Source organism: Flavobacterium sp. 28YEA47A, from assembly GCF_041262125.1.
In the GTDB taxonomy this organism is placed as follows: domain Bacteria; phylum Bacteroidota; class Bacteroidia; order Flavobacteriales; family Flavobacteriaceae; genus Flavobacterium.
In genome coordinates, this window is record NZ_JBGCCI010000002.1 from 16,352 (window position 1) to 28,611 (window position 12,260).

Here is a 12,260-nt window from a genome sequence, read left to right on the forward strand (position 1 = left end):
AGATTCTCTATTTATTCAGTTGTTCTAAAAGTTCTGTTACAATCTTCATGTCGTCAAAATCATGACGCACACCGTTAATTTCCTGGTATGTCTCATGTCCTTTTCCTGCTATTAGTATGATATCATTTGGCTGCGCCAATTGGCAAGCTGTTTTTATAGCCTGTTTTCTATCTACGATTGCAAGAGTTTTTTTATAATTCTGAGGCTCAACACCTTTTTCCATTTCTAAAATAATAGCTTCCGGGTCTTCCGTTCTTGGATTATCAGAAGTCAATATTGCCTTGTCACTCAATGACGAAGCAATGTTTGCCATTATCGGACGCTTGGTTCTATCTCTGTCACCGCCACAACCAACAATCGTAATCAGCTGTTCATTTTTGGTTCGGATATCATCAATTGTCTTTAGTACATTTTCTAAAGCATCTGGTGTATGTGCATAATCGACAACAGCAGTAATATTTCCTTTGGAAATGATATATTGAAATCTTCCTGATACGCTTTCCAATTCCGAAAGCAATCGCAAAACCTCCATAGAATCCAGTCCTAATTCGATCGCCGTTCCATAAATAGCCAACAGGTTATAGGCATTAAAAGTCCCTATTAATCGAACCCAAACTTCCTGCTCATTTATTTTCAGTAAAAGTCCGGTGAGCTGGTTTTCTAAAATCTGCGCTCTGTAATCTGCATAGGATTTTAGAGCATAGGTCAGCTTTTTGGCATTGGTATTCTGCAGCATGACCGTTCCGTTTTTGTCGTCGCTATTTACCAGCGCAAAAGCACCTTTTGGCAATTGGTCGAAAAATGTCTTTTTGACATCACGGTATTCTGCAAATGTTTTATGATAATCTAAATGATCGTGTGAAAGATTCGTAAAGACACCGCCTGCAAACTGTAATCCTTCAGTTCTTTTTTGAGCGATTCCGTGCGAGCTAACTTCCATAAAGCAGTACTCTACTCCCACATCATTCATTTCTTTTAAGAACTTATTGATTGTGATTGAGTCTGAAGTGGTAAGCATTGATTTATATTCCACATCATTCACTACATTTTTTACGGTAGAAAGCAACCCTACTTTATAGCCCGCTTTTTTGAATAATTGGTACAACAGGGAGGCAATGGTCGTTTTTCCATTTGTTCCTGTAATTCCTACCAACTTCAAATTAGCCGACGGATTTCCATAATAATTAGAAGCCACAAAAGCCAAAGCTCTGTTCGTGTCTTTTACCTGCACATAAGTCACGCCTGAAACTATATTTTCCGGAAAAGTATCACAGATAATTGCTACGGCACCTTTACCTATAGCAGTTTCTATATATTCATGTCCGTCTGCAACAGCACCGCGGATAGCTACAAACACATCATTGGTTTCGATTTTTCTTGAATCAAAATTGATGGCATTGATAGCAATTTCCGTTGAACCTTTTACAGCTTCAATTGCAACTTTATATAATATGTCTTTTAGAATAATCACGATAATTCTAATGTTATGGTTCTGTTTTTTACTATAGCTTCTCCGGCTGGGATGGACTGTTTTTTTACTTTTCCGATTCCGATAACTTTCACTTTCATTTTCATGTTCTCAAAAAGCGCTACGGCATCCATTCCTGCCATTCCCTGTACATTCGGAATTGTTTCTTTTGAAACTAAATCGGAATATTTCGCATAATCCTTATCCTGGTTGATGCTTTTTCTATTCAGGTTCTTAATCTCATTGGTTGACGGAACATCGGTAAAAATCTTCTGTGCAATTCTTTTGAAAACCGGTCCTGATACGTCACCTCCATAAAAACCTTTGCTTTTGCTAGGCTTGTGAATGATGACAATGCAGGAATATTTCGGATTGTCTGCCGGAAAGTATCCTGCAAATGACGAAGCATAATACATCGCATCTGTATGTTTTCCTTTGGCGTAATCTACTTGTGCCGTTCCTGTTTTTCCTGCCATTGAAAAGTCTTTGGAATACAATTTCGAGCCTGTTCCTCTTTTTACTGTATTTTCCAGAACTTTCCTTACTTTTTTCAATGTTTCGTCAGAACATATTTTTGGGTTGATGACCTCTTTGTCAAATTTTTTGATGGTTTTGTTCCATTCTTTGATTTCTTTCACAAAGATTGGCTTTACCATTTCGCCATTATTTGCGACCGCATTGTAAACTGTTAGCGACTGCAAAGGCGTCATCGAAACTCCATAACCAAAAGCCATCCACGGAAGCGATGTGCCATTCCAACGTTTTGTTTTAGGCTGCGGAATAAACGGGACTCCTTCTCCTTTGAAAGGCAATCCTAATGGTTTGTTAAGTCCCATTTTATTAATCCTGCCGACAAATTCCATCGGATTGTCTTTATAATTTTCGTAAACCGCCTGCACCATAATCGTGTTTGAGGAAAGCTCAAAACCTCTTGCCAGTGAAACTTTTCCGTAGCCTCCTTTTTTTGAATCTCTTACATGTCTGTTATGGTAAGTAATATCGCCACCGTGGCTGTCATACACTTTGCTTGTGTCTACTTTTTTATCATCTAACAGCGCAATCAAATCAATCAATTTAAAAGTAGAACCCGGTTCATGAGACTCCGCAACCGCATAGTTTAACGTTTCAGAATAGCTGCCATCTTCTGCCCTGCCAAGATTTGAAATTGCTTTCACTTCTCCTGTCTTTGTTTCCATTACAACAACACATCCGTGTTCTGCTTCGTAATATTCCAATTGCTTCAACAGCGCGTGGTGGGCAATATCTTGTATATAAACATCAATCGTTGAAATGATATCATATCCATCCTGCGGCTCAACCTGGTTGTTATCGCTGATCGGCTTCCATTGTCCTTTTGCAATTTTCTGCTTAAGTACTTTCCCGTCTTTGCCGTTGATGTAATCTTTAAAAGCCCATTCAATTCCTTTCCCGTCAACTCCGCCATCTACATATTCTCTTTCATATCCGATGGTTCTGTTTGCAATCATGCCAATAGGATGTTCTCTTACCGTTTTCTGCTCGGAAATCAAACCGCCTTTGTTAGCTCCCAGATTAAACAATGGAAAGGTTTTTACCCTCATGTATTCCGTATAGCTCAATCCTCTCGCCAGCAACATGTATCTGTTTTTGTTAGCCTTTGCTTTGCGGAACTCATTGAGATAATAAGAGCTTGGCTTGCCTAACAAAATTGAAAGCGAATCTGAAAGCGCTTCTACATTTTTATTAAAGTCTTCTTTTTTAGGTGCGACAGCATCAAAACGGATCGTGTAATTTGGGATTGATGTTGCCAAAAGGCTGCCGTCAGCAGAATATACATTCCCTTTGTTTGCAGGAATCACAAAATTTTTCACAGTGCGGTCTTTCGCCAGCTTTCTGTAATAATCACCCTCAACCCACTGAATATTGGTGAGCTTTACTATTATTCCAGTAGCCATTATCACGATTGCAAATGCAACGAGATAAATTCTGTAAGAAATATTTTTTTCCTCTACTGCCATAACTTTTCAAAAAAGCCCTTTTCTTTTTCTTTTAATACCTTAATTTTTTTTGGCGGAACCGATGAAGGAAAAATTCCTTTTACTTCCATCTTCTCAGAAATGGTTGATTCCATTTTCAGCTTCATCAATTCAGAACGTCTGTCTACAAATTCCGAACGGAACTCTTTTACTTCTTTATCCAGTTCTGTAATCCTATATGTTTTTTGCTCGTAATTATGGGAATTTGCAATCATTATCAGCGCCAACACAATCAAAAAGATGATGAACTGCCAATTTTTAGCCGCATCATCATTGATGAGAAATTTTGCTTTTAATATGCTGTAAATTCCGCCTTTCATTCCTTAGATTTTGGATTTATGATTTTTGATTTAAGATTTTTGATTTAAGATTTTTGACGGCTTCTACTGAAATCCGAAATCTCAAATCCCAAACCTTATATTTTCTCGGCAATCCTCAATTTCGCGCTTCTTGCTCTATTGTTTATTCTGATTTCTTCTTCATCCGGAACAATCAGTTTTCCGATTGTTTTAAATGGAACTGAAAAATTCCCGAAAAAATCACGCTCCGGTTCTCCTTCAAACATTCCATTCTTGATGTATCTTTTTACCAGACGATCTTCCAGTGAGTGATACGAAATCACACTCAAGCGTCCGCCAGGTTTTAATATTTCCAAAGATTGTTCTAAAAATTCCTTTAGGACATCCATTTCCTGATTGACTTCAATTCGGATAGCCTGATAGATCTGCGCCAAAATCTTGTTGCTTTTGTGCGCTGGTAAAAATCGACTTAAGACAGCTTTTAGTTGTTCTGTATTCCTGATATCACCATGCTCCCTGGCTTCCAAAATTACCCTTGCAATTGCAGGAGCATTTTTTAGCTCGCCGTAGTCATAAAATACACGACGTAAATTTGCTTCATCATATTCATTGACTACGCCATAGGCACTCAAATCACTTTTTTGGCTCATTCTCATATCCAACTCTGCATCGAAGCGAGTTGAAAAACCTCTTTCTGCCACATCAAACTGATGAGAAGACACCCCTAAATCAGCCAAAATTCCATCAACGCTTTTCACATTGTGGAATCTTAAAAATCTTTTGATGAATCTGAAATTTTCATTAATCAGCTTAAATCGTTCGTCATCAAAAGCATTTGCTAACGCATCCTCATCCTGGTCGAAGGCATACAACCTTCCATTTGGACCTAACCGCTTCAAAATCTCTCTTGAATGACCGCCACCACCGAAAGTCACATCCACATACACTCCATCCGGCTTGATACCCAAACCATCTACAGTTTCTTTCAATAAAACCGGATTATGATATTCCATTATCGTCATCATTTATATTTCCCATTACATCTTCAGCCAAATCAGCAAAATCCACATCATCACCTGAAATTGATTTTTCATAGAAGTCTTTATCCCAAATCTCAACAATATTCACTGCCGAAGACAATACCAGGTCTTTCGAAATATTACCAAAAGCCATCAGGTCTTTTGGAATCAGGAGCCTTCCCAAATTATCAATCTCTACCACTTTTACTCCTGCCGTAAAACGTCTGATAAAATCATTATTCTTTTTTACAAAGCGGTTCAGTTTATTGATTTTCTGCATCATCAAATTCCATTCAGCCATAGGATATAGCTCCAAACAAGGTTGAAACACCGAACGTTTCAACACGAAACCATCGTTCAATGAATCCGTAAGCTGCTTTTTCAAAGGAGCAGGCAGAAGCACACGCCCTTTGGCATCTATCTTACATTCATATGTTCCAATAATGGTATTCAATGAGTTACGTTTTTCATTGTTTCATAGCAAATGTAGAAAAATAATTACCACAATTTACCACAATCTACCACTTTGTTGATAAGTTTTACCACTATATCCCCCAAAAAGACAAATAACAGCCAATCAAAACATTAAGTTTTATTGCTAATATTTTAACTAAATTTAACTTTGCCAATAAATTCAACAAGGGATTTGTGATTTGCATTAGAAATTTTACACATTTTCAAAAAGAAAGTCGAAAGCATAAAAAACCGAAATAATTGATTGATACTATTTTACGTTTTAAAATCCAGAGAAAACGTTTTCGTTGGAAATTACTTACAGCATAAAAAATTCGGTTTAAATTTTAAAAGTAAATTATCATACCAAAAATTCGTTTTAATCTATAAAATCATATATTTGTGTGAATTTGAAATGCCTAAAACAATCAATGGAAGAACACTTAATAAAAGAAGGTAAATACAAATATTTTGAAACCGGCGAAGGGACGCCCATCGTTATTCTTCACGGACTCATGGGAGGGTTAAGCAATTTTGACGGCGTTGCAGAATACTTCCCAAAACATGGATATAAAGTCGTCATCCCCGAACTGCCTATCTACACACAAAGCATACTGAAAACGAACGTAAAAGCTTTTGCCAAATATGTCAAAGACTTTATCACCTACAAAGGCTTTGAGCGCGTAATTCTTTTAGGAAATTCACTTGGCGGCCATATCGCCTTGTATCATACCAAAATGTATCCTGAAAAAATGCTTGGACTGGTAATCACAGGAAGCTCTGGTCTTTATGAAAGTGCTATGGGTGATAGCTATCCTCGCAGAGGTGATTATGAGTATATCCAGAAAAAAGCAGGCGATGTTTTTTACGATCCAAAAATAGCTACTAAGGAAATTGTTGATGAAGTTTATGCAATGGCTAATGACCGGATCAAACTAATCAAGACCTTAACGATTGCTAAAAGCGCCATACGTCATAACATGGCCAAGGATTTACCAAAAATGCACGTTCCCACTTGTATAATCTGGGGAAAAAACGACAAGGTAACTCCACCGGAAGTAGCTGAAGAATTTCACGAATTATTGCCTAATTCAAGTCTTTATTGGATTGACAAATGCGGACATGCTCCAATGATGGAACATCCTGACGAATTCAACAATCTGATGCACGACTGGCTGCAAAAGACACATTTATAATTTGAGCACACCATAATAAACAACCGCAGTTTTACGGATTTTTCCAGAAAACTGCGGTTATTTTTTTTGACTACCTTTGCAGAAATCGAATACGTGTTATGAAAATCAATACCGCCGAATTTGTTGTCAGTAATTCTGAAGTCAGCAAATGCCCTCAAGAACGCCTCCCGGAGTATGCATTCATTGGAAGATCGAATGTAGGAAAGTCTTCGCTGATCAATATGCTGACCAATCATAAAAGCCTTGCAAAAACTTCAGGAAGACCTGGAAAAACGCAGCTTATTAACCATTTTAAAATCAACAACAATTGGTTTTTGGTCGATTTACCGGGTTATGGTTATGCCCGAGTTTCAAAAAAGACTAAAGAAGTATTCCAACAGTTCATCACAGATTATTTTGAAAAAAGAGAACAATTGGTTTGTGCTTTCGTATTAATCGACATCCGTCTTGAAGCCCAGGCTATCGATTTGGAATTTATAACCTATCTGGGAGAAATTGAAGTCCCTTTCTGTATCATTTTTACTAAAGCCGACAAAATCAGCAAAACTAAAGCCGATTCTCATGTAGCTGCCTATCGCAAAAAACTTTTAGCAAATAACTGGGAAGAGATGCCTCCTTATTTTATCACTTCATCTACAGAAGGAACCGGAAAAGAAAAGCTGCTAAGCTATATAGATGAAATCAATACTGAAGTTTTTAAAGACTTAAATAATTTTTAATAAAAAAGCGGACCCAAATGAGTCCGCTTTTTTATCTTCCAACAGTATTTATTCTGCTTTCAAATCCATTTTTTCTGCAAAATAATCACAGAAGTCTCTCATTGTATCTGACATTTTCTCATCGTCAGTAGCTCTTTGAAAAGTATCTGCCATAGCAACAAGGCTTTGGTGAAAGAATTTCTTCATTTCATCAACCGGCATATCTTTTGTCCAAAGATCGATTCTCATGGTTTCCTGCACGTTGCTATCCCAAAATGAAAGCATCATGGCCTTCGATTCTTCCTGAACTACGCCTCCGTCCTGAGCAGCCCAGAAAAGTTTTTCCGGAACTCTGTTTTCATCAAGCTCAACTGTAATTTTTATCTCTGAAGTTATTTTTTTTGACATTACTTTTTTGGTTTGTATTTGGATTTATCAAAAATTTCTTTTGCATCAGTCTGCAATAATTGCTGCAAAGATACATCATTGTTTTTCATATAAGAACGAACAATCTGCCATCCTATCCACTTTCCTATTTGACCAGGTGACTCGTTATCTATTTCTAAATAAAATTTAGAGAACGGCGCCGGATTGATAAATCTTCCCGGCAACTTCGGATCGGAATCATACAATAGTTTTTCGTCTACAAAATAGCGCCAGATGTATCCTTCGTTTTCCTGGCTCCAAAGAATCTGTTCCGGAGTATATCCAATCTTATCGGCATCAGAAACCTGCGGAATCAGCAAGTCTTTCATATACAGTTCTTTACCAAAGTAGACCATCTGCGAAAGCAGCGTTCTATCTGTTGGCGGCACAATTTTTCGTACTGCAAAATTTGAAACCACATCTGAAAGAAGTTGAGATTTTTCAAAAGTCTTTCTTTGGTATTCCGGGAATCCTGTATAGAACTCATGATCTTTTCCAAGATATACATCTAATGAGATCAACAAAAGACTGTCGGCATAAATTACTTTATTATCTGAATCTACTTCCGAAATCAATGTTACAACCTTTGGAAGTTTTGTTTCCGGAAAATAGTATTTGATATGTCGGAAAAGCTCTTCCAAATCGCCTCTTTCTTTCTGGAAATTGCCAAATTTTTTCTGTACCTCATCATGCACCTGTCTTAATAACGGGTTTTTCATCTTATTTGTCCAGACCGTATCTTCATTTCCGGCTGGAAAAAAATAAGGATATTGCTGTTCTATTTTTGACAGATCTGCCGGATCTGATTCATAAAAAACCTTATCAAAACGTTCTACAGTAAGCTCCACAGGAACTTCTTCTATTGCTTTTTCAACCTTGTCTTTTTTATCACATGATATGAAAAAGGCGGCAGCCATCAATAAAAAAGTGAGTTTTCTCATTTATATTTTTGTTAGTATTTTTGTATTAAATCTTAACCTTAAATTATGAATTGTTTTTTTTAACTTTAATTGACAAAATTTAAAGTGCAAATATACACTTCAAGTACCTAAATTAATAAAATTGTAATGCAAAAAAACAATAGGCTTCAGGCTGAAAAGGTTACCGTCCACATCGTAAATTGGCTAAAGGATTATGCAACAAACGCAAAAGTAAACGGTTTTGTTGTTGGAATTTCAGGTGGTGTTGATTCTGCTGTTACTTCCACACTTTGTGCCGCCACCGGTTTGCCAACTCTTTGTGTTGAAATGCCCATACATCAGGCACCAAGTCAGATTTCCAGAGGACGAGAGCATATTGAACAACTAAAAAAGAAATATTCTAATGTAGAAAGCATTGAGACTAATCTGACTTCTGTTTTTGAGATGTTTAAAAGTGCAGTTCCCACAAGTGATGATGAAAAAAAGTTACATCTGTCTCTAGCTAATACAAGAGCTCGCCTACGGATGACTACTTTGTATTATCACGCCGGAATTACCGGAAGTTTAGTTGCCGGAACCGGAAATAAAGTTGAAGATTTTGGAGTAGGTTTTTACACAAAATATGGCGATGGTGGTGTAGACTTGAGCCCTATAGCCGATTTGATGAAATCTGAAGTGTATCAGCTTGCTGAATATATGGGAGTACCTAAATCCATTCTGATTGCTGCTCCAACTGACGGGCTTTTTGGAGATGACAGAAGCGATGAAGATCAACTTGGCGCCAGTTATGATGAATTGGAGTGGGCCATGACCGCTGTAGAAGAAGGAAAAGACGTCGCTGATTTTTCTGGAAGAAAAGCAGAAGTTTTTTCAATCTATAAAAGACTTAATTACGTAAATCAACATAAAATGCTTCCAATTCCCATATGTGAAATTCCGAAACATTTGAAATGATTTTCATACAAAATCTATTTAAATAAAAAAATTTTAACTAAATTTACTATAGATTTATCAGTTTAAATTTAAAAAAAATGAATTATGATTAAAATATGTTTAGCCGATAATCACCCTATCGTCCACTATGGAATAAAATCCTACTTTAAAGACAATTCAGAAATCAGCATAGTAGGACACGCTGAAGACTTTAATACTTTAGAAGATATTCTTAATAAAAAGTCTGTTGATATTGTCATCCTGGATCTTGATTTAGAAGGCTTGTCAAGCATCAACCTTATCAAAGGAATGGTTAAAGATTATCCTTCAACAAAGATTGTGATTTTTACAAATCTTTCCGAGCAGATGTATGCCCCGAACGCTCTGAAAGCAGGTGTTTCTGCCTACATCCACAAAACTTCCAAATTAGAGAATCTTGCTTCGGCACTGATAAAAGTTCATGGAGGTGCTGTTGTTTTTAGCGAAACGGTAAAGAAAAACCTTGCTTTGATTGGAAAAAGAAACAAATCCGAACGTCTGTACAGAAAACTTTCTACCCGCGAAATTGAAGTACTGCGTTATCTAAGTGACGGAAAAAAGAATAAGGAAATTGCCAAAATTCTTGACTTAAACGAAAAAACAGTGAGTACCTACAAATTAAGGCTTCTTACGAAGTTAAATGTAACCAACTTAGTAGATTTGGTAAATAAGGCAAAAACACTTGAAATCGTGTAGATTTTAGCTGTAACGCGACATTACTCTACCCAGCTTAGATGAAAAAGAATTGATTAGTTTATAATAGTCCATAGCCATAGACAAGGTTTCTGTATTATCTGAATCCGGCTCTGATGTTATGCTTCCTTTCAACTCCTCTATAATCCTGTCAACAAGATACCACCTCAACGTCAGGATTGTTTCGGAAACATATTGTCCAACGGTCTGGTCTTTCTGTTTTACAATAATATTCTGCCCCTCCCAATTATGAAGAACTTCTCTTTCTTCATACATTAATATATCTGTTACTTCTTGCGCTAATTCCGGCGCAAGATGCATGAGATAGTGTTCTGTATTGAACGATTCGTTTTGGTGAAAATAATTCACCATATCATTGTATATGTCCCTAAATAACGGATTTGCCAATTCGACTTCGTCTTCCTGAAGGCTCAAATAAATCCTTTGGTAGACTTTATATTCTTTTTTTTCTGTGGCTTCTTCTATTTCTCCTTCTGCATTAGCCCGAAGTATTACATCTTCAAATTCTTCGGTCATATTTCCATAAAGCAAAAGAATCTCTATTATTTTCCTTTCCAGTTCATACAACACGTCAATTCTCCGTGCTTGTTCCGGATTTTCATTTTTTACAACTTCAAAAGCCTTTTCTTTCTGTTCCTGTTTTTGTTTCTTACCAGTCTCAACAACATCTTTTTGGATAAGCTGCGCCAGTGTATTAACCAAAACCTGCTCTGAAATATCCATGATTCTTGCAGTCTCCTGAAGATAGATTTCACGCTGAATTCTGTCTGGGATTTTTGAAATACTCGTAACCATATCACGGATAAGCCCCGCTTTTTTTACAGGATCATTTTGAGATTCGTCCATTAAGAGCGATGCCTTAAACTGGATAAAATCTTTAGCATTTGCATCCAGATAGCGCACCAGCTCATCATAGGAATTTTTCCTTGCGAAACTATCCGGATCTTCTCCCTGAGGAAACGTACAGACCTTGACATTCATTCCTTCTTCCAGAATGAGGTCGATTCCGCGAATGGAAGCCCGAAGTCCGGCCGCATCACCATCAAAAAGCACTGTAATGTTTTTTGTCAATCGGTTAACCAGACGAATCTGATCCGGCGTTAAAGCCGTACCCGACGATGCCACGACATTTTCTATACCGGCCTGATGAAACTGGATAACATCTGTATAACCTTCTACCAGATAACAGTTATCTTGTTTTGCAATGGATTGCTTAGCATGAAAGATTCCATAAAGGACCTTACTTTTATGGTAAATATCACTTTCCGGCGAGTTCATGTATTTTGCTGCCTTCTTGTCATTGCCAAGAATTCGCCCTCCAAAACCAAGCGTTCTTCCTGACATGCTCTGTATAGGAAACATCACTCGCCCTTTAAAACGATCGAATTGCTTGTCTTCTTTGACAATAGTCAATCCTGTTTTTTCAAGGTAATCGAGATTGTAGCCTTTCCCCAATGCTTCTTTCGTCAATGCATCCCAGGTATCGGGCGAATAACCTAATTCAAATTTCCTTATTGTTTCATTGGTAAAGCCTCTTTCCTTAAAGTAAGAATAGCCAATCGCCTGTCCTTCTTCATTATTGAGCAGTATGTCATGGAAATAGCGTTTCGCAAATTCAGAAACCAGATACATGCTTTCCTTTTCATTAGCCTCTGCTTTGTCTTCCTGCGACTGTTCTGTTTCTTCGATTTCGATATTGTATTTTTTAGCCAGATATCGAATGGCTTCCGGATAAGTAAAATGTTCATGTTCCATTAAAAAAGCAACAACATTTCCTCCTTTTCCAGAGCTAAAATCCTTCCATATCTGTTTTACCGGAGAAACCATAAATGAAGGCGAGCGTTCGTCAGAAAACGGGCTCAATCCTTTAAAATTACTCCCTGCTCTTTTCAATTGGACAAAATCGCCAATTACCTCCTCAACTCGGGCGGTTTCAAAAACAGTATCTATGGTTGTTTTGGCTATCAATGGCTAAAAAAAAATCGGTTAAGAGGTCAAAGATACGAAGATTTTTGGCTTGCAGAATCAAGCATACAATAAGAAAAGTGCCCATTCTCTAAATCTGGAATGAGCACTTTTC

The 12,260-nt window shown here is 37.2% G+C and carries 12 protein-coding genes; 4 read left to right on the forward strand and 8 right to left on the reverse strand.

What is annotated here, in order from left to right:
* Positions 1-7 precede the first annotated feature (7 nt).
* The 5 genes from ABH942_RS02635 to mraZ form a co-directional block, all read right to left on the reverse strand.
* Entirely contained in the window at positions 8-1,471 is a 1,464-nt protein-coding gene (locus tag ABH942_RS02635; protein ID WP_370029448.1) for a UDP-N-acetylmuramoyl-L-alanyl-D-glutamate--2,6-diaminopimelate ligase, read from the reverse strand.
* Positions 1,468-3,465, reverse strand: coding sequence for a penicillin-binding protein (locus ABH942_RS02640; RefSeq protein ID WP_370029449.1), 1,998 nt, complete (start codon positions 3,463-3,465; stop codon positions 1,468-1,470). Before ABH942_RS02640 ends, ABH942_RS02635 begins: the two co-directional genes overlap by 4 nt.
* Complete coding sequence (locus tag ABH942_RS02645; protein WP_370029450.1) at positions 3,456-3,803, reverse strand: FtsL-like putative cell division protein; 348 nt, start codon at positions 3,801-3,803, stop codon at positions 3,456-3,458. Before ABH942_RS02645 ends, ABH942_RS02640 begins: the two co-directional genes overlap by 10 nt.
* Positions 3,804-3,898: 95 nt before the next feature.
* Entirely contained in the window at positions 3,899-4,807 is a 909-nt protein-coding gene (gene rsmH, locus ABH942_RS02650; RefSeq protein WP_370029451.1) for a 16S rRNA (cytosine(1402)-N(4))-methyltransferase RsmH, read from the reverse strand.
* Positions 4,782-5,255, reverse strand: a complete 474-nt coding sequence (gene mraZ, locus ABH942_RS02655; protein WP_370029452.1) for a division/cell wall cluster transcriptional repressor MraZ — start codon at positions 5,253-5,255, stop codon at positions 4,782-4,784. The genes rsmH and mraZ overlap by 26 nt, the downstream gene beginning before the upstream one ends.
* A gap of 430 nt (positions 5,256-5,685) precedes the next feature.
* On the opposite strand from mraZ, the gene ABH942_RS02660 reads away from it, so the two are divergent.
* On the forward strand, positions 5,686-6,450 hold the full coding sequence (locus ABH942_RS02660; RefSeq protein WP_370029453.1) for an alpha/beta fold hydrolase: 765 nt from the start codon (positions 5,686-5,688) through the stop codon (positions 6,448-6,450).
* 98 nt (positions 6,451-6,548) lie between these two features.
* The gene (yihA, locus tag ABH942_RS02665) at positions 6,549-7,169 is read left to right on the forward strand and encodes a ribosome biogenesis GTP-binding protein YihA/YsxC (RefSeq protein WP_370029454.1); all 621 of its coding nucleotides are present in this window, start codon (positions 6,549-6,551) and stop codon (positions 7,167-7,169) included.
* 48 nt (positions 7,170-7,217) lie between these two features.
* Here yihA and gldC read toward each other — a convergent pair whose 3' ends face one another.
* Positions 7,218-7,556, reverse strand: coding sequence for a gliding motility protein GldC (gldC, locus tag ABH942_RS02670; protein ID WP_199758393.1), 339 nt, complete (start codon positions 7,554-7,556; stop codon positions 7,218-7,220).
* Positions 7,556-8,515, reverse strand: coding sequence for a gliding motility lipoprotein GldB (gene gldB / locus ABH942_RS02675; protein ID WP_370029455.1), 960 nt, complete (start codon positions 8,513-8,515; stop codon positions 7,556-7,558). Before gldB ends, gldC begins: the two co-directional genes overlap by 1 nt.
* A gap of 126 nt (positions 8,516-8,641) precedes the next feature.
* On the opposite strand from gldB, the gene nadE reads away from it, so the two are divergent.
* The gene (nadE, locus tag ABH942_RS02680; protein WP_370029456.1) at positions 8,642-9,448 is read left to right on the forward strand and encodes an NAD(+) synthase; all 807 of its coding nucleotides are present in this window, start codon (positions 8,642-8,644) and stop codon (positions 9,446-9,448) included.
* A gap of 84 nt (positions 9,449-9,532) precedes the next feature.
* Entirely contained in the window at positions 9,533-10,162 is a 630-nt protein-coding gene (locus tag ABH942_RS02685) for a LuxR C-terminal-related transcriptional regulator (protein ID WP_370029457.1), read from the forward strand.
* A gap of 3 nt (positions 10,163-10,165) precedes the next feature.
* On the opposite strand, the gene dnaG is transcribed toward ABH942_RS02685, so the two are convergent.
* The gene (gene dnaG, locus ABH942_RS02690) at positions 10,166-12,148 is read right to left on the reverse strand and encodes a DNA primase (protein WP_370029458.1); all 1,983 of its coding nucleotides are present in this window, start codon (positions 12,146-12,148) and stop codon (positions 10,166-10,168) included.
* Between the last annotated feature and the right edge of the window lie 112 nt (positions 12,149-12,260).

What these genes read in the sequence shown, in the direction of transcription:
- gldB (WP_370029455.1), bottom strand. Translation starts at nt 8,515, where the DNA reads ATGAGAAAACTCACTTTTTTATTGATGGCTGCCGCCTTTTTCATATCA.
- ABH942_RS02640 (WP_370029449.1), bottom strand. Translation starts at nt 3,465, where the DNA reads ATGGCAGTAGAGGAAAAAAATATTTCTTACAGAATTTATCTCGTTGCA.
- ABH942_RS02685 (WP_370029457.1), top strand. Translation starts at nt 9,533, where the DNA reads ATGATTAAAATATGTTTAGCCGATAATCACCCTATCGTCCACTATGGA.
- ABH942_RS02645 (WP_370029450.1), bottom strand. Translation starts at nt 3,803, where the DNA reads ATGAAAGGCGGAATTTACAGCATATTAAAAGCAAAATTTCTCATCAAT.
- yihA (WP_370029454.1), top strand. Translation starts at nt 6,549, where the DNA reads ATGAAAATCAATACCGCCGAATTTGTTGTCAGTAATTCTGAAGTCAGC.
- rsmH (WP_370029451.1), bottom strand. Translation starts at nt 4,807, where the DNA reads ATGATGACGATAATGGAATATCATAATCCGGTTTTATTGAAAGAAACT.
- ABH942_RS02660 (WP_370029453.1), top strand. Translation starts at nt 5,686, where the DNA reads ATGGAAGAACACTTAATAAAAGAAGGTAAATACAAATATTTTGAAACC.
- gldC (WP_199758393.1), bottom strand. Translation starts at nt 7,556, where the DNA reads ATGTCAAAAAAAATAACTTCAGAGATAAAAATTACAGTTGAGCTTGAT.
- nadE (WP_370029456.1), top strand. Translation starts at nt 8,642, where the DNA reads ATGCAAAAAAACAATAGGCTTCAGGCTGAAAAGGTTACCGTCCACATC.